At 61.5% G+C, this 16,941-nt stretch carries 16 protein-coding genes and 1 pseudogene; 10 read left to right on the forward strand and 7 right to left on the reverse strand.

The genetic code is table 11. From position 1 onward, the window contains the following. Nucleotides 1-157: 157 nt before the first annotated feature. Both ACF8LI_RS12435 and ACF8LI_RS12440 read right to left on the reverse strand, forming a co-directional pair. Nucleotides 158-1,297 carry a hypothetical protein gene (locus ACF8LI_RS12435; protein WP_392412934.1) on the reverse strand — a complete coding sequence of 380 codons (1,140 nt, stop codon included), beginning with the start codon at nt 1,295-1,297 and terminating at the stop codon, nt 158-160. Between the two features lie 199 nt (nt 1,298-1,496). Next, nucleotides 1,497-1,841, reverse strand: coding sequence for a hypothetical protein (locus tag ACF8LI_RS12440; protein ID WP_154834379.1), 345 nt, complete (start codon nt 1,839-1,841; stop codon nt 1,497-1,499). Between the two features lie 188 nt (nt 1,842-2,029). Between ACF8LI_RS12440 and ACF8LI_RS12445 the strand changes: the two are divergent. Both ACF8LI_RS12445 and ACF8LI_RS12450 read left to right on the forward strand, forming a co-directional pair. Next, nucleotides 2,030-2,440, forward strand: a pseudogene (locus tag ACF8LI_RS12445) (hypothetical protein); the annotation flags it as partial. Nucleotides 2,441-2,647: 207 nt separating this feature from the next. After that, the gene (locus tag ACF8LI_RS12450) at nt 2,648-3,964 is read left to right on the forward strand and encodes an IPTL-CTERM sorting domain-containing protein (protein ID WP_288899200.1); all 1,317 of its coding nucleotides are present in this window, start codon (nt 2,648-2,650) and stop codon (nt 3,962-3,964) included. 60 nt (nt 3,965-4,024) lie between these two features. On the opposite strand, the gene ACF8LI_RS12455 is transcribed toward ACF8LI_RS12450, so the two are convergent. Further along, nucleotides 4,025-4,303 (reverse strand): hypothetical protein, encoded by a 279-nt coding sequence (locus ACF8LI_RS12455; protein ID WP_392412936.1) that lies wholly within the window; start codon nt 4,301-4,303, stop codon nt 4,025-4,027. 217 nt (nt 4,304-4,520) lie between these two features. Here ACF8LI_RS12455 and ACF8LI_RS12460 point away from each other — a divergent pair, with 217 nt between their 5' ends. Next, a complete protein-coding gene (locus tag ACF8LI_RS12460; RefSeq protein ID WP_151019924.1) occupies nt 4,521-4,961 on the forward strand; it encodes a hypothetical protein in 441 nt (146 codons plus the stop codon). Between the two features lie 42 nt (nt 4,962-5,003). Here the strand turns inward: ACF8LI_RS12460 and ACF8LI_RS12465 are convergent, their stop codons facing one another. From ACF8LI_RS12465 to ACF8LI_RS12475, 3 genes are all read right to left on the reverse strand, one after another. Next, on the reverse strand, nt 5,004-6,419 hold the full coding sequence (locus ACF8LI_RS12465) for an HD domain-containing phosphohydrolase (RefSeq protein ID WP_392412938.1): 1,416 nt from the start codon (nt 6,417-6,419) through the stop codon (nt 5,004-5,006). A gap of 97 nt (nt 6,420-6,516) precedes the next feature. Continuing rightward, the gene (locus ACF8LI_RS12470; RefSeq protein ID WP_155524721.1) at nt 6,517-6,894 is read right to left on the reverse strand and encodes a hypothetical protein; all 378 of its coding nucleotides are present in this window, start codon (nt 6,892-6,894) and stop codon (nt 6,517-6,519) included. 126 nt (nt 6,895-7,020) lie between these two features. Beyond that, entirely contained in the window at nt 7,021-7,239 is a 219-nt protein-coding gene (locus ACF8LI_RS12475) for a hypothetical protein (RefSeq protein ID WP_202396551.1), read from the reverse strand. Between ACF8LI_RS12475 and dusA the strand changes: the two genes are divergently transcribed. From dusA to rsxB, 3 genes are all read left to right on the forward strand, one after another. Continuing rightward, nucleotides 7,229-8,206: a tRNA dihydrouridine(20/20a) synthase DusA gene (dusA, locus tag ACF8LI_RS12480; protein WP_016445948.1), complete on the forward strand. Its 978-nt coding sequence runs from the start codon at nt 7,229-7,231 to the stop codon at nt 8,204-8,206. The two genes, ACF8LI_RS12475 and dusA, sit on opposite strands and share 11 nt — an antisense overlap. A gap of 168 nt (nt 8,207-8,374) precedes the next feature. Next, on the forward strand, nt 8,375-9,748 hold the full coding sequence (locus ACF8LI_RS12485; RefSeq protein WP_016445947.1) for a polyhydroxyalkanoate depolymerase: 1,374 nt from the start codon (nt 8,375-8,377) through the stop codon (nt 9,746-9,748). Nucleotides 9,749-9,771: 23 nt separating this feature from the next. Beyond that, on the forward strand, nt 9,772-10,488 hold the full coding sequence (rsxB, locus tag ACF8LI_RS12490; RefSeq protein ID WP_392412939.1) for an electron transport complex subunit RsxB: 717 nt from the start codon (nt 9,772-9,774) through the stop codon (nt 10,486-10,488). A 36-nt stretch (nt 10,489-10,524) separates the two neighbouring features. Here the strand turns inward: rsxB and ACF8LI_RS12495 are convergent, their stop codons facing one another. Next, entirely contained in the window at nt 10,525-12,063 is a 1,539-nt protein-coding gene (locus ACF8LI_RS12495) for a methyl-accepting chemotaxis protein (protein WP_047218111.1), read from the reverse strand. A 188-nt stretch (nt 12,064-12,251) separates the two neighbouring features. Here ACF8LI_RS12495 and dapC point away from each other — a divergent pair, with 188 nt between their 5' ends. The 4 genes from dapC to dapE all read left to right on the forward strand — a co-directional run bounded on the left by dapC (nt 12,252) and on the right by dapE (nt 16,929). After that, a complete protein-coding gene (dapC, locus tag ACF8LI_RS12500) occupies nt 12,252-13,457 on the forward strand; it encodes a succinyldiaminopimelate transaminase (RefSeq protein WP_392412941.1) in 1,206 nt (401 codons plus the stop codon). 51 nt (nt 13,458-13,508) lie between these two features. Then, nucleotides 13,509-14,333 carry a 2,3,4,5-tetrahydropyridine-2,6-dicarboxylate N-succinyltransferase gene (gene dapD, locus ACF8LI_RS12505; RefSeq protein ID WP_012205450.1) on the forward strand — a complete coding sequence of 275 codons (825 nt, stop codon included), beginning with the start codon at nt 13,509-13,511 and terminating at the stop codon, nt 14,331-14,333. A gap of 180 nt (nt 14,334-14,513) precedes the next feature. Beyond that, the gene (locus ACF8LI_RS12510) at nt 14,514-15,683 is read left to right on the forward strand and encodes a PilT/PilU family type 4a pilus ATPase (RefSeq protein ID WP_016445943.1); all 1,170 of its coding nucleotides are present in this window, start codon (nt 14,514-14,516) and stop codon (nt 15,681-15,683) included. An 85-nt stretch (nt 15,684-15,768) separates the two neighbouring features. After that, nucleotides 15,769-16,929 carry a succinyl-diaminopimelate desuccinylase gene (gene dapE, locus ACF8LI_RS12515; RefSeq protein ID WP_016445942.1) on the forward strand — a complete coding sequence of 387 codons (1,161 nt, stop codon included), beginning with the start codon at nt 15,769-15,771 and terminating at the stop codon, nt 16,927-16,929. Nucleotides 16,930-16,941 lie beyond the last annotated feature (12 nt).

Consider the following 16,941-nt stretch of genomic DNA (forward strand, 5'->3'; position numbering starts at 1 on the left):
CCTCTTTCTTTTGAACGCATGCAGCGTGTCAAGAAAAGTGCCCCCGACGCCGAGGCTGTCGGGCTCGGCACGACGTGCTGATGCCCGCTAACTGAGGCTTCACATGGTCGGTTGATAGCAGAGTGCTTTCGCCTACAAGAGAAGCCTCTCAGCAACCTTACTTTGTCGCGGCCAGTTGGCTGATTCTCTGCATTGCGTTGTAGATTTCGCCAGCCATATACGAAGAAATCTCTTCACTGCTCACACCAGGAACGATGGCAGCGCTTCCCTTGTCAGCGGAGGCAATCCAATGCAGTTTAAACAAAAGCTCCTTCAGATCGGCAGTTTCCATTACATCGGACATCCACCCGTGAAACTCCAGAATGACCTCCGTACGCTTATCGCCATCCTTCGCCAGCTTGCAAAGCTGCTGAAACCAAGACGCATCACGCAGGCATTCTAAGAATTCAAGCACTTCCGGTTGATATACACCCTCCTGTCCATCAACCAAGAACTCTTTCGTCGGCGCAAATGTATCACGGTAGCGGAGGAGCGCCTGCAATTCACCAGCATTGATGTCAAAATCCAACGCTGCTAACTTCTTACGCGGCCCTTTTAACCAGCGCAGTTTCACCTCATGCAAGTCGCTTGCAATGAGCCGCGGAATCTGACTCACATCCTTCTCATACATCTGAATATCCTGAACGAGCAAAGGACGCGTCCCCAGTAAAGTGGTTCTGGCGGCCTCACCAGCGCGGATGATCCAATAAGCTTGTTCCTTATCTTTGGCGCTGAAGCTCTTGGAACTCTGAGCAATGAACTGAATGTACTCAGCCATTTTCCAGGCCATCACCGCCCAATAGCGGTGATCTGTCAGCTTCTCTCGGGAAGGCGATTCGTCATGAATATACTCATTCCATGGACCGCTGGGCACAGTTCCGATGGCGGCAACCACTGCGGTCTTTTCATGGGTTCCCAACCATCCATAGCCATGAGCCTTGCCCCCTTCGAAAACACATAGAGCGTAGTCTTTACTGCTCTCCTCTGATTCAAAGCGGACGAAGCTTCCATCTCGCACAAAAGAAGCCAGAGCCTCGAACTGTTCGGATACCTGTTTGGTTATTTTATCAACATCAATCTCATCAATTATCAGCAGAGTTTTTTGATATTTTCCATGCCAGCCAATAGCTGCCATTGCGGCATCCAACGGCATATCCTCTGCAATCCATCCCTTGTCCTGCAGAAGCTTGGAAATCTCCTTGCCTTGCTTCTTGGCAATCTTGATGTTGATTTCAGTCTGACGAAAAGCGATACCCATTGCCAATTTCCTCTGAATATTTATCGCAAGCCTTGACACAGCTTCAGGCGCACGCATGAAACGCCCTCCCAGGCGCATGCGTTCAAGTTACGAACGCAGCTTCCCGCAGACGGAATATAGCCTCAGAGCACCCTCCGGAAGTTGACGCTTTGTCCAGTCATCACCACCTGCGGATCTATTCTCAAGCGAAGCCTGCCATTCAGAAACGATCATTCCTCGGGCGCCGAAGAGTTCGAATAATGGCTCTCAGTCCTGCCGTATTTCTTGGCCGTCGCGGTGAGCGCACAAGGGCCGTGGGCCGCTCGGACGCCCTGCGTTCCGCGCAGACCTCGCTGCGTACTGCCTCCTTGCGTACCGACTGCTCGGCCTTGTCCTGGATGCGCTCCGACAGCACCCAGCTCCAGTCATCACGCTCAGCGCCTTGCGGATCGCCCCCCTGGCTGATGTTCTGCTCTGCTGCGATCTGCCTCAGGCCCTTGATGCCGGCCCTGTAGTCCAGCTTGATGCGTTCCCACTGCGGAAACTGCCTGTATTCCGTGCTCATCCCTCGAAGCTGGCAGGCTTGGGACGACCACCGCAGGGCCAGGCCGCCTAGCCGGAGTAACTACCAAGTTTCAGTGATAGACACAATATACACAAATTCATACAATTTGCAGCGCGTTTGGTCATCAAACAAAAGTTCAGCAAACAGAGCTAGAGAGATTGCGCCGATCTCCAAAGTAAGGGAACAACATGTCTTCTGGGGTTTTCCGCACATGGGTGCTAGGCGGCATCTTTGCTCTTGTCACCTACACCGGCTCTGCAAGCGCACAGCTGACCTTGTCCGTGTCCCACACCGATGCCTCTTGTAACGGGGCAAACAACGGCACGGCCACTGCCCAAATCACCCAGAACGGTGTTGCGCCCTTCAGCTACTCATGGAGCCCCTCTGGAGGCACAAACGCTACCGCAACAGGGCTCACAGCAGGCACCTATACAGTTACGGTTACTGACAATAACGGCCTGCAAGGAACAGCTTCTACGACCGTTGGACAGCCTGAAACATCGTCAGGCACACAGTCGCAGATCAATCCCGTTGGAGGCAACAACGGTAGCGCAACAGTTGTCGCGACAGGGGGGACTCCTGGCTACGCTTACTCATGGACCCCCTCCGGTGGCGCAGCGGCAACCGCGACAGGACTGGCTCCCGGTCAATATTCGGTGACCATCACAGACTCCAAAGCCTGCGAAACCACGCTGAGCTACACGCTTGTAGCTCCTGCCGCCTCAGTGCAATCAGTAAGCGTCCCCCCCGACGGAACCTATAGTGCTGGACAGAACCTGCAGTTCACTGTGACCTACAGCGCTCCCGTGACCGTCACAGCTGGCGGCACGCCCTCAATTCCTTTGACGATTGGTTCAACTCTGCGGCAAGCGAACTTCGTCGGTGGCAGCAACAGCTCCGCCCTGACCTTCATATATACCGTGCAGCCAGGTGATGTTGACGCAAATGGAGTGTCGTTAGGAACCGCTATCGATCTCAACGGGAGCACGATGACGAGCGGAGGCACCAACGTTGTGCTGAATTTGGCGAACGTAGGCGCCACGACCGGCGTACTGGTGAATGGACAGCAAAACCAGAACATCACGTTCCCAAACCCCGGCGACCAAACTTTCGGCACAACGCCAACACTGACCGCGACGGCCAGCTCCAGCCTGCCGGTGGCCTTCAGCGCAAACACAACTGCGGTATGCACGGTCACCACGGGCGGCACGCTGACTTTTGTGAACACAGGCTCTTGCACCGTTGATGCGAACCAAAGTGGTAACGCAAGCTACCTGCCTGCATCACAGGTGTCTCAAACCTTCATGGTGAATGCAGCGGCACCCGGAGCCCCCACCATCGGCAACATCGCTGCAGACGACGGGCAGGCTACGGTAACCTTCACTGCACCTGCTTCCAATGGCGGCGCGCCCATCACAGGCTATACCGTGATCGCGACCCCCGTGGCCGTGCCCGGTGCGCCTGGTGTGATCACTCAGCAAGGAACGACATCCCCCATTGTCGTGGCTGGCCTGAGCAATGGCTTCACCTATAACTTCACGGTCGCAGCCTCCAACGGGACAACCGGTGCAGCCTCTGCAAGCACACAAGCCACGCCACGCAAACTGCAACTGGTGAGCGCGCCCGGCAGCGTGCCTGGCATGACCGGCATACCGTCTGCCACGATGTCCGGCGGCGGCACCACTTGCACGCTGCAACCTGGCGGCGGCTTCGGACCTGTGACCTCCACCCCACCGAACCTGCAAGCGCCCAGCGGACAGTTCGCTTTCAGCGCCGAAAACTGCACCGGATCTGTGACGATGACTCTCACCTATCCCAGCGCTCTCCCCGAAGGCGTGCAGTTCCGCAAGCCCGATGGTGTCGGCGGCTGGTTTGACCCTGCGACCGCGCTGAACGTGATCGTGGACAGCGCGCGCACCACGGTGACCTACACCATCACGGACAACGGCCCTGGTGACACCAACCCTGCGGCGGGCGTGATCGCCGATCCGCTCGTGCCCGTGCTGGCAGCAGCCCCAACAGGCGGCGCAGCAGCCGTTCCCACGCTCAGCGAATGGGGCGCCATCCTGATGTCTGCCCTGCTGGCAATATTCGGCCTGCGCCGCATGCGCCGCCAGCGCTGATGCAGGCCTGACCTGAAAAAGCAAGGCCCGCAACTGCGGGCCTTTCCTTTGTCCGGGCGTCTACAGGCGGCGCGCGGCGATCAGCAGGCGCTCGGCCAGCGTGGGCTTTGCAGCCAATCGTCCTGCCGTTCCCAATACACCGTCGCGGCCCGTGGCTGCGCGCACTATCAGTGCCGTGCCCAGCGCACCACTCACAAGGCGGCCCATGCCACTTTCCGCGCGCCGGGCATGGCGCAGCGCCAAGAGGCCGGCACCGAGCACAAGCCAATGCTCTCCCGTGAATCCCTTGCGAGAGTCATCCCACTTGCGCAGGTCCTGGATCTTTTCTGAAATCGCCATTCATTGCTCCTGTTGCTTCAGAGCTGTCATGGTGTGCCAGCAACAGGCTGCAGGCTGTCGGTCCCTGGGCAAGATTCCGGTGGCGAGAGTCCTACGGACGCGCAGCGAGGACCGGCTCCAGCAATCCCGCTTGATGCGCTCCCACTGCGGCGCCTGCATGTGTTCCTTGCTCATCCTGCCGAAGGTGGCAGCCTTGGTAGGCACGACGTCGAGATTTATGCCAAGTGACCATCCGTGTTTCCACGTATATCCAGATATTACTCTTGCCAAGCGTGATTTTGATAATAAATTATCAAAATCAATTACTTTGTCAAATTTTGCATCAATTGAAATATCGAGCGGCTTTCATAATAACATTTCATGCTCAAGAATTGGCATGGTGGCGCCAATAATAAATCACAGCACAGCGAGGCATAAAATGATCGAAGGCGGATGGTGGAAAGCCTATACAAAAAATGGCCGGTATATAGGAATAATCGAAGGAGATGAATTCATAGTCGGAAAAACGAGGATTTTATATAGAATAAGCAAAAACAAGCTGTATTCAACAGAAGTACCGCCTTCACTTATAGCTGACATATCAGAAAAACAAGCAATTACAACCAATGGAGAAATTCTACTCAAATTCTCAAAAACAACCAGAGAGCGAAGGCTATAAAAAACTGGACCAAGTCCAGACCAAAATAATTACTCAATCCAATCAAACAGCCGTCGCTACAGCACGAATTGGAAACTTTCGACCAAGATCAACACGCAATTGCATTCTGCGTATCAACTCTGGCGTCAAAACTCGACCTGCTGTAAGCAAGACCAAGCCTTCCCTCGATACGAAGTCTTGAGCCAAAATCATCCCTGGCCTCAGTTCTGAACAGGGAACATTAATTGGAGCCGGGTCGGGAGCAGGGGTCGCCTGAATCACAATTTGCAAGAAAGCATCCACCACCTCTGGATCAAATTGTGCGCCTCTACTATGCGAAATGAGCGTTCTTGCCTCTGCGCAAGTTAGCGGCTTACTGCTCAAATGCCCCACCATCAGGTCATCGTAAAAATCAGCAACCGCAATTATGCGAGCACCTATTGGAATATCCTTCCCCTTTAGGCCATCAGGGTAACCTGCTCCATCGAATCGCTCATGGTGAGACCTGACGAGAGTAGCGACAAGATGCGCATCATCTATCGACAGAAGCAGTTGCTCTCCCAAACTGCTATGGTTTCTATACTTATCCAGTTCCTCATGACTTAAACTTGGGACGGGCTTGCTTAACATCCCATCGGGAAGAGTAATATGAGCGATATCATGAATGAGCGCAGCGACAAAAGCATTCTGCTGCTCTGCTTCACTTAGCTGCATAATACTGGCGGTTCGGCGGGTTAGATCCGCAACGCGTCTTGAATGTCCGGCAAGTATCCCCCCTCGCCACTCAAGCAGATTTGAAAACATTCGGATCGATGCGACGAAGCTTTTTTTAAGTTTCCTATGTGCCTCCAACAATTCGTCGTCATGCTCATGGGCAGTCAGCTCAACAGTTGCATTTAGTTCTGCCAACTCCTTCGTCAGCGCTCTATTTTTTTGCTCTAGCCGAATATTCTCATAGCGTGTAATTTTTTGATCATTCAGTTGCTCAATGACAGCCAAAAATTGCTCACTATTCCAAGGTTTGACTATGTGACGGTGCAAGCCCAGCAACCGACCAAGGCCTTTCGTAATTGCCACGGGACTGCATTCCGAAAGAAAAATCACGAACAGATCAGGGGACTGCCCAACGAGATTTTCCAGCCACTGCCCACCATCCTTGTCAATTACACGCGTATTGCATATCAACAAGTCAATTCGTCCACCAGCAAACTCAGCCAACGCTTCCGGCGCACTTGCCGCCATTCGCGTATCATATCCAGCCTGACCGAGCAACAGGCCCAACCCTGAAAAATCTTCCACCTCGCAATCAACCATCAATGCTTGCAACCGCGATTGCGGCGCGAATGATTCTTGCCTCTCTCTAACATTCATTTGGCGTGCCTCCATTTGTCTTATTCGATGCATGGCCTCGCCAATATGCCATCGAAAGGCAATGTGCAGATAGAAATTCTTTACCAACACCAAATGAATGAAGATCAAATTTATCCGCTTCTCGCCACTCACTTACATCTAGCTACCATTACCCCAGTTTCGCGCAATGGATGAAATTTGCTCCAGGGAGAGCTCTCACTTGGATTCAAGGCAGTCTTGTCGGCCACGCTTGAAGCCCGGCCGCGTAGGCGGGCACCTGCGTGCGCAGCACGCTTGAGCCTGGCGCGGTCCAGCACCTGCAGCGGCGCATCAATGCCGCGCGCGGCCGAAGCATGCAGGAAGACCTGGCGCAGCCACACCATGTCATTGAGCACGGCGGCGGGCCGGCCTCGTCTTCCGTGCGCTGCTTCTTGGTGTAGCCCATCAGATCCTGCACCGTGAGCTTGGCGGCCTGGAGGTCGGCCCGACCAGAGGCCTGCAGTCGCGCGATGCCGGCCTTTTTGCAACGGCCCCACTCAGTCACGTTTTTGACCGCACTGACATAATCCCGCAGTGGCTCCCCCACTGAAATTTTCTTGTGCACGGCCTGGCGCCTGGCCAAAAGCGTGCTCCTGGTCCATCTCGTGCTCGCGCCTGCGCAGCCACTCATTGGCCAGCACTTTCCGACGATAGGCCTGGCTTTCGCGGTGGACAAACGTGCCGTTCTCCATCAGCCGGATCTGTGCGGTGCAGGCAAGCCATCCGTGCGCTTGCGTGAAGTGATGGCCCCATCTGTTTTGCGACAGGTGAAGGATGTGGCAAAGCCAGCGAGAAAATCAGCAAAAACGGGGTTGGATGGCGAAGAATCAGGCAACGACGCCAGAGCAAAAAACCCAATCAGATCAATGACAAACGTAGAAAACCAAGCACCTGCCAGCATGTGGCGCATGTCCGTTGCGCCCATGATGGACTGGACTGACAAGCACTGCCGCTACCTGCACCGACTGCTGAGCCGCCATACCCTGCTGTATACCGAGATGGTGACCACGGGCGCACTGCTGCACGGTGATGTGCCACGGCATCTGCGGTTCGAGGCCGAGGAGCATCCGGTGGCGTTGCAGCTCGGCGGCAGCGAGCCGTCGGATCTGGCGCAGGCTGCGCGGTTGGGAGCGCAGTGGGGATATGACGAGATCAATCTGAACTGCGGCTGCCCCAGCGAGCGGGTGCAGCGCGGTGCATTTGGCGCCTGCCTGATGAATGAGGCGCCGCTGGTGGCCGATTGCGTGAAGGCCATGGTGGATGTGGTGGACGTGCCTGTCACGGTGAAGCACCGCATCGGCATCGACAAGGACGAGAGCTACGAATTCGTGCGCGACTTCGTGGGCACGGTGGCCGATGCGGGATGCCGCGTGTTCATCGTTCACGCACGCAATGCCTGGCTCAAAGGCTTGTCTCCCAAGGAAAACCGCGAGATCCCGCCGCTGCGCTACGAGATCGTGGCCCGGCTCAAGCAGGATTTTCCGCAGCTGACCATTGCCATCAATGGCGGCATCAAGGCCGACGCCACCGTGCAGGAGCTGCTGCAGCAGGTCGATGGCGTGATGGTGGGGCGTGAGGCCTATCACAACCCCTGGTGGCTGGCCTCGTGGGATGCGCTGTACTACGGCGATGCTGGCGTGGAGCACACGCGCGAGTCCATCGAGGAGCAGATGGTGGCCTACATGGAGCGAGAGGCGCGCACGCACGGCACGCACTGGTATTCGATAGCCCGCCATATGTTGGGGTTGCGCAACGGGCTGGCAGGTGCGCGGCGCTGGCGCCAGGTGTGGAGCAACCACCAGTTCAAGCAATTGCCGCCTTCAGAGGTGATGCGGCTTGCGCGCACCAAACCGGCCGAAGCGGCGCTTGCCGCCTAGCGCGCCGCACTGCATTGCAGGAATGCCGGGGGCTGGGCGGCCGCCAGCTTACAACCATCAGTCAAGCTATCACTTAAGCGACAGCATTAGAGGGGTTTTACTACCAATTTTCTTAGCGTGCTGCTGATATATTGCACTGCAACAAATCCAAACAACCCCCTTGTATCCATGCTCTATCAGCTCTACGAAATCCAGCGCGCCATGGTCGAGCCCTTTGCCGATTTCGCGCAGGCTGCAGCCAAGCTCTACAGCAACCCCCACTCGCTGCTGAGCCAGGGTCCGATGTCCCAGCGCATGGCCGCCGGGTTCGACCTGTTCTACCGCCTGGGCAAGGATTACGAAAAGCCCGAGTTCAACCTGCGCAGCGTCGATGTCGGCGGCGTGGACGTGACGATCCGCGAGCGGGTCGAAGTGGACAAGCCGTTTTGCGAGCTGCGCCGCTTCAAGCGCTTCTCCGACGACACCGAGACACTGCAGACCATGCTGAGCCAGCCCGTGGTGCTGATCGTCGCGCCGCTGTCGGGCCACTACGCCACGCTGCTGCGCGATACGGTGCAAAGCATGCTGGGCGACCACAAGGTCTACATCACCGACTGGAAGAACGCCCGCCTGGTGCCGCTGGCCGATGGCGAGTTCCACCTCGACGACTACGTGAACTATGTGCAGGAGTTCATCCGCTACCTGCAGGGCAAGTACGGCCAGTGCCATGTGGTCAGCGTCTGCCAGCCCACGGTGCCGGTGCTGGCTGCCGTGTCGCTGATGGCCAGCCGTGGCGAGACGCCTCCGCTGTCCATGACCATGATGGGCGGCCCCATCGATGCGCGCCGCTCGCCGACCTCGGTGAACAACCTGGCGCAGAACCGCAGCTTCGAGTGGTTCGAGAACAATGTGATCTACCGCGTGCCCGAAGGCTATCCGGGCGTAGGTCGCCGCGTCTACCCCGGCTTCCTGCAGTACTCGGGCTTCGTGGCCATGAACCCGGATCGCCACGCCAAGAGCCACTACGACTACTTCAAGGACCTGATCAAGGGTGACGACGCCAGCGCCGAGCACCACCGCAAGTTCTATGACGAGTACAACGCCGTGCTCGACATGGATGCCGACTACTACCTCGAGACCATCGCCACGGTGTTCCAGGACTACAAGCTGGTCCATGGCACCTGGGAAGTGCGTTCGCCCGAGGACAAGGTTGAACTGGTGCGCCCGCAGGACATCAAGGGCAGCGCCCTGCTGACCATCGAAGGCGAGCTGGACGACATCTCCGGCTCCGGCCAGACGCGGGCTGCGCACGATCTGTGCACGGGCATTGCCGCGGATCAGCGCAGGCACCTTGAAGTGCCGGGCGCGGGACACTACGGGATTTTCAGCGGCCGCCGCTGGCGAGAGATCGTCTATCCGCAGGTGCGCGAATTCATCAGCACCCACCAGCCCGAGAGCGCCACCGCCGCCAGCGCTGCAGGCCATGCCAGCAGCCTGAGCGATGACGCGCCAACGGCCGCCGAGCAGCCACGCAAGCGTGGCGCCAAGGTGCAGGCAGGCTGATTCCCGAGCAAGCCCGCCACGTCATGTCCTCCACCGCCATGCTCGCCCGCGACGATCTGGCAGCGCGCATAGACGCCGCGCTGCCGCAGACGCAGTGCACGCGTTGCGGCTACCCTGACTGCGCCAGCTACGCCCAGGCCGTGGCCTCGGGCGAGGCTGGCATCAACCAGTGCCCACCGGGCGGCGCTGCGGGCGTGGAGCGGCTGGCCGCATTGACGGGCCGGCCCGTTGTTGCGCTGAGCGCCGAGCACGGCATGGAAGCCCCGCGCACCGTGGCCGTGATCGACGAGGCCTGGTGCATCGGTTGCACCCTGTGCATCAAGGCCTGCCCCACGGATGCCATCCTGGGGGCCAACAAGTTCATGCACACGGTGATCGCAGCCCACTGCACGGGATGCGAACTGTGCATTCCCGTGTGTCCGGTCGATTGCATCGAACTGCACAATGCCAGCGGCCCGGCCACAGGCTGGTCTGCCTGGAGCCCCCATCAGGCCGAGCATGCGCGCCAGCGCTATGTGCTGCACCGCGAGCGTGAAGTGGAGCGCGAGCGTTTGAGTGCAAGCCGGGCAGCGACGCCTCTTGCGCAGGCAGAGCAGGCAGCAGCCGACGACGCCAGCCCTCACGCCCCCTGCCCCGCACCTCCCATGGCCGAGAGCAAGCAGGCCACCATCGCCGCCATCCTGGCCCGCGCACGTGCCCAGCGCGCGGGCGGCGGTTCATCGCCGAACGCGTGCCAGTGAAGCCCGCCAGGCGGCAGTCTGCCTTCCAGGCCAAGGCTAGGCCGCCAGCGCCAGACTCTTGTAGACGCCGCATCCCCAGTACAGCCCGCCATGCTTGCAGACGAAGGACATCTTGGTCTGTACCTGTTGCGTGGCAGGGTTTCTGAAGTCGTACTCCACCCAGCCTGGGCCGCGCTCGGCCTGGGCAATGATGTCGGCCAGCAGTTGCTCACCCCGCACGCCTGGCAGCTCCTGCACGCGCACGCCCACACGCGCAGGGTTGCCGCCGAAGGCGCGGTAGCTGCCGTCGGCGGCCAGGGCGAACACGTACATATCGCGGTCATGGAAGGGCTGGCCGGGGTCGTTCACGGCGGCCAGCAGTGCCTCGGTGGCCACGCCGCGCCGCGCCAGGCCCAGGGCCGACTCGACCAGGGCCACGGCTTCCTCCGCCGTGCCCTGCTGCAACCGAAAGCGCGACACCGCCCCTGACAGCATCTGCGCGCGCTGCTGCAGCGCGCGTGCCTGGTCCAGCGCGTGGCCCACCATCTGCGCGTTGTGCTGGGTGATCTCGTCGATCTGGTGCACGGCGCGGCTGATCTCGGCCAGGCCCGTGCTCTGGCTGCCGGTCGATTGCGAGAGCTCGCCCATGTGCTCGGCCACCTGGCGGATGCCTTCGGTCACGCGCTCCATGCCACGCCCGGCCGTGCGGATCAACTCGGTGCTGTGCTCCACCTGGGCCAGCGCATCGCCGATCAGGTGGCGGATCTCGCGCGCCGCCTCGGCCGAGCGGCCGGCCAGGGAGCGCACCTCGCTGGCCACCACGGCAAAGCCGCGGCCCTGCTCGCCCGCACGTGCCGCCTCCACGGCAGCGTTGAGGGCCAGGATGTTGGTCTGAAACGCAATGCCGTCGATCACGCCGATGATCTCGCGCATGCGGCCGGCGCTGCTTTCAATGGTCTCCACCGACTCCACGGCGCGGCCCATGGCCACCACGCCTTCATCGGCCGCGCCGCGCACCGCGCTGGCCTGGTGGTGGACCACGCCCACCACGTCGGCGTTGTGCTGCACGGCGCTGCTGAGCTGCTCCACGCTGACCACGGTCTGGGCCAGGTTGGTGGCCTGCAGTTCGGTGCGATCGGACAGTGCCTGGTGCTCGTTCACCAGTTGTTGCCCGGCCTGCGCCACCAGGGCCGCATTGCTGCGCACATCGGCCACCATGCCCGACAGCGAGGTCACCATGCCGCCCAGCAAGGCCTTGGGCGTCTGGACGTCGCCTGCGCCCTCCTGGGAGGCCGCAGCCTCCACGGCCACGCGCTGGCTCAGGTCTCCCTGGGCGATGCCCTGCATGGCCTGCTGCAGCAATTCGCGCTCGCCGATCACCCGCGACCAGAGCCTGTGCATGCCGCCCAGCAGCAACCCGGCCCACAGCAGCAAGGCTGCCCAAACCCAGGGCCCCAGGCCCAGCGAATCGGCCACCAACGCCAGCGCCGGTCCCGCCAATGCCCACACCGTGCATACGAGGAAGCCGGCACCTGGGCCGGATGTATGCTTACGATGCCTGCTTCCATCTTTTTCCATGCCAGCGCCTGCCTGCATAGCTGTCTGCCTCTCTTGTCATTGGTATCTGGAATTCACCGTTTGCGAGGCCCCGCCACACGAGTTGGCATGGCCCCAGTCGAGACCATGCCAGAATAGGTAACAGAATGCAAAAAAGCCAGCGTGCAGACCCGCAGTCCCCTGTGACAACGGCATGCCGAAAGCGCATCAATCCATAATGCGAGCCCATGAATCCCCTGCTCTCCCGACTCCAGCCCTACCCGTTTGAGCGTCTTCGCAAACTGTTCGCCGGGGTCCAGCCACCGGCGGGCGTGCGCCCCATCAGCCTTGGCATCGGAGAGCCCCGCCATGCCACGCCGCCCTTCATCGAACAGGCGCTGAGCGCCGACCTGGGCGGCCTTGCCAAGTACCCGGCCACCGCCGGCGAGCCCGCGCTGCGCGAAGCCTGCGCCCAGTGGGCGCGCCAGCGCTACGGCATTGCGCTGGACGCCGCCGCCCAGGTGCTGCCGGTCAACGGCTCGCGCGAGGCCCTGTTCTCCTTCACCCAGGTCGTGGTGGATGCCAGCCAGGACGGCCCGCGCGTGATCTGCCCCAACCCGTTCTATCAAATCTACGAAGGCGCCACCCTGCTGGCCGGCGCCCAGCCGTACTACGCCCCCAGCGATGCTGCGCGCAATTTCGCGGTGGACTGGGACAGCGTTCCCGCCGACGTGTGGGAAAAGACCCAGCTGATCTTCGTGTGCTCTCCCGGCAACCCCACGGGCGCGGTGATGCCGCTGGCCGAATGGGAAAAGCTGTTTGCGCTGTCCGACCGCCATGGCTTCGTGATTGCCAGCGACGAGTGCTATAGCGAGATCTACTTCGACGGCACGCCTCCCCTGGGCGGACTGGAAGCCGCGCAGCGCCTGGGCCGCACGGACTACAAGAACCTGCTGATGTTCACCAGCCTGTCCAAGCGCAGCAACGTGCCTGGCCTGCGCAGCGGTTTCGTGGCGGGTGATGCGGCCCTGATCAAGGCCTTTTTGCTGTACCGCACCTACCACGGCGGCGCCATGAGCCCCGTGGTGCAGACGGCCAGCATGGCGGCCTGGGCCGACGAGGCCCATGTCGAGGAAAACCGCCGCCTGTACCGCGAAAAATTCAACCAGGTCACCCCCGTGCTGGCGCGCGTGATGGATGTGCGCCTGCCCGATGCGAGCTTCTACCTGTGGGCCGGCATTCCCGAATCGCTGGGCCTGGACGACGCCGACTTTGCCCGCGAGCTGTATGCCGCCACCGGCGTGACCGTGCTGCCCGGCAGCTACCTGGCGCGCGAGGCCAATGGCCGCAATCCGGGCGCCGGGCGCGTGCGCATGGCCCTGGTGGCCGAGACCGCCGAATGCCTGGAGGCGGCCCAGCGCATTGCACAATTCATAGAATCACGCCAGCGCTGAGCCACGCCTGGCCACCCCTTTCCTCACAAACCCTTTGATCACCAAAGCCATATGACGCAACAGCTGCAATCCATCATCGACACCGCCTGGGACAACCGTGCCAGCCTCTCCCCCGCTGCCGCGCCCAAGGAAGTGACCGAGGCCGTGGACCACGTGATCGAAGCCCTGAACAACGGCCAGCTGCGCGTGGCCACGCGCGAAGGCGTGGGCCAGTGGACCGTGCACCAGTGGATCAAGAAGGCCGTGCTGCTGTCCTTCCGCCTCAAGGACAACGTGCTGATGCAGTCCGGCGACCTGAACTTCTTCGACAAGGTGCCCACCAAGTTCGCCGGCATGACCGAAGCCGAGATCGCCGCCACCGGCGTGCGCGTCGTGCCTCCGGCCGTGGCCCGCCGTGGCAGCTTCGTGGCCAAGGGCGCCATCCTGATGCCCTCCTACGTGAACATCGGCGCCTACGTGGACGAAGGCACCATGGTCGACACCTGGGCCACCGTGGGCTCCTGCGCCCAGGTCGGCAAGAACGTGCACCTGTCCGGCGGCGTGGGCCTGGGCGGCGTGCTGGAGCCGCTGCAGGCCAACCCGACCATCATCGAGGACAACTGCTTCATCGGCGCGCGTTCCGAAATCGTCGAAGGCGTGATCGTGGAAGAGAACTCGGTGATCTCCATGGGCGTGTACATTGGCCAGTCCACTCCCATCTATGACCGTGCGACCGGCGAGACCAGCTACGGCCGCGTGCCCGCCGGCTCGGTGGTGGTGTCGGGCAACCTGCCCAAGGACAACGGCCGCTACAGCATGTACGCCGCCATCATCGTCAAGAAGGTCGATGCCAAGACACGCTCCACCACGAGCCTGAACGACCTGCTGCGCGATTGACCTGCATCCGGACCGCGCCAAAGGCGTGGTTGCGGCGCCAAAACATCCCCTGTTCAGGGGATGGACCAAGGCATACTCTCGAGGGCGTCCCCGGCCACTAGGCAGCGGACGCCCGTTTCACGTCAAAAGCGCGTGACAACGATCCAAGAACAGCGACAGCACACGAATTTGGGGGAACACATGGGCACGATGGAGAGGATTTTGCGCCTGATGGGCGAGAAGCAGGCGTCCGACGTCTACCTGGCGGTCAACGCGCCGGCGCTGATCAAGATCAACGGCGAATGCGTCCCCATCAACAACCAGCTGCTGCCGCCCGATGCGCCGCGCAGCCTGCTGGCCGAGATCGTGCCGGCCGAGCGCCTGCAGGAGCTGGACGAGACGGGCGAGCTCAACATGGGCGTGCCGCTGCGCGGCGTGGGGCGTTTCCGCGTCAGCGCCATGCACCAGCGCGGCAGCTGCGCCGTGGTGATCCGCTTCATCGCCCAGCACATCCCGCCCATGGACACGCTGAACCTGCCGCCCGTGCTGGGCGAGCTGATCATGCAAAAGCGCGGCCTGCTGCTGGTCGTGGGCTCCACGGGCTCGGGCAAGAGCACGACGCTGGCCTCGATGATCGACGCGCGCAATGAAAAGCTCACGGGCCACATCCTCACCATCGAGGACCCCATCGAATACCAGTTCCGCAACAAGCGCTCCATCGTCAACCAGCGCGAAGTGGGATCCGACACGGCATCGCTGCAGGTTGCGCTCAAGAATGCGCTGCGCCAGGCGCCCGACGTGATCCTGATCGGCGAGATCCGCGACCGCGAGACCATGTCCTCGGCCATGGGCTTTGCGCAGTCGGGCCATTTGTGCCTGGCCACGCTGCACGCCAACAACAGCTACCACGCGCTCAACCGCATCCTGTCCTTCTTCCCCGAGGAAATCCGGCCGACCATGCTGGGCGAGCTGTCGGCAGCGCTCAAGGGCGTGATCTCCCAGCGCCTGGTGCGCACCGTGGATGGCGGCCGCATGCCGGCCGTCGAGGTGATGCTCAACACCAAGCTGATCGCCGACCTCATCGAGCGCGGCAACTTCTCGGGCGTCAAGGAGGCCATGGAAAAATCCATGGCCGAAGGCTCGCAGACCTTTGAAGAGGCGCTGGCCCAGCTGATCCGCTCGGGCCGCATCGACCGCGCCGAGGGACTGGCCTTTGCCGACTCGCCCACCAACCTGATGTGGCGCCTGGAAAACGACGTGGTCAAGGCCGGCCATGCCGCGCCGTCCAGCCAGTTCGCCGAACTGGCCACGCCCGGCGAGGACGACATGCCCTCGTTCACCGAAATCATGCTGGAAGTCAAGCCGAACTGAACGGCCGGGCCTGCAGCGTTCACAATGTCGGAGCACGCTGGCGCCAGCCAGCCCTCCGACTTTTTTGTTTTTTGACCTTCCCACCATGTCCCGCACCTTGCAACTGACCGAGCAGCTGATCAGCCTGCCATCCGTGACCCCGGAAGACGCCGGCTGCCTTGAACTCCTGGCCGATGCCCTGCTGCCCATGGGCTTTGCCTGCGAGCGCATCGATAGCGGCCCAGACAGCTTTCGCGTGCGCAATCTCTGGGCCAGGCGCTCCGGCGCAGGCACCGACCGGCCCGTGCTGGTCTTTGCCGGCCATACCGACGTGGTGCCCACCGGCCCCCTGGAGCAGTGGAGCAGCCCGCCCTTCGTGCCCACGCACCGCGACGGCAAGCTGTACGGCCGCGGCGCCAGCGACATGAAGACCTCCATCGCCGCCTTTGTCGTGGCACTGGAGGAGTTCCTGGCCGAGACGCCAACTCCCTCCTTCGACATTGCCCTGCTGCTGACCAGCGACGAGGAAGGCCCTTCGGTGGACGGCACCAAGGTCGTGGTCGAGTTGCTGCGCGAGCGCGGCGAGCGCCTGGACTGGTGCATCGTGGGCGAGCCCACCTCCGTGGACCGCACGGGCGACATGATCAAGAACGGCCGCCGGGGCACCATGAGCGGACGCCTCACCGTCAAGGGCATCCAGGGCCACATCGCCTACCCGCAGCTGGCGCGCAACCCCATCCACCAGGCCCTGCCGGCCCTGGCCGAACTGGCCGCCACGCGATGGGACGAGGGCAACGCCTTCTTCCCGCCCACCAGCTGGCAGATCAGCAACATGCATGGCGGCACGGGCGCATCCAACGTCATCCCCGGCCATGTGACCATCGACTTCAACTTCCGTTTCTGCACCGAGTCCACGGCCGAATCGCTGCAGCAGCGCGTGCACGCCGTGCTGGACCGCCATGGACTGGAGTACGAGCTGGCCTGGACCATCGGCGGCCAGCCCTTCCTGACCACGCCGGGCACGCTGGTGAATGCCGTGCAGGCGGCCATCCGCGCCGAGACCGGCCTGGAGACCGAGCTGTCCACCACGGGCGGCACCAGCGACGGCCGCTTCATCGCCCAGATCTGCAGCCAGGTCGTGGAAGTGGGCCCGCCCAACGCCAGCATCCACAAGATCGACGAGCACATCGTGGTGGCCGACATCGAGCCCCTCAAGAACATTTACCGCCGCACGCTCCAGGAGCTGCAGCGCCAGCAGGCCGCCTGAACGCGCGCCCAA

The organism is Delftia sp. WSY_12, from assembly GCF_043104645.1.
GTDB lineage: Bacteria > Pseudomonadota > Gammaproteobacteria > Burkholderiales > Burkholderiaceae_C > Comamonas > Comamonas tsuruhatensis.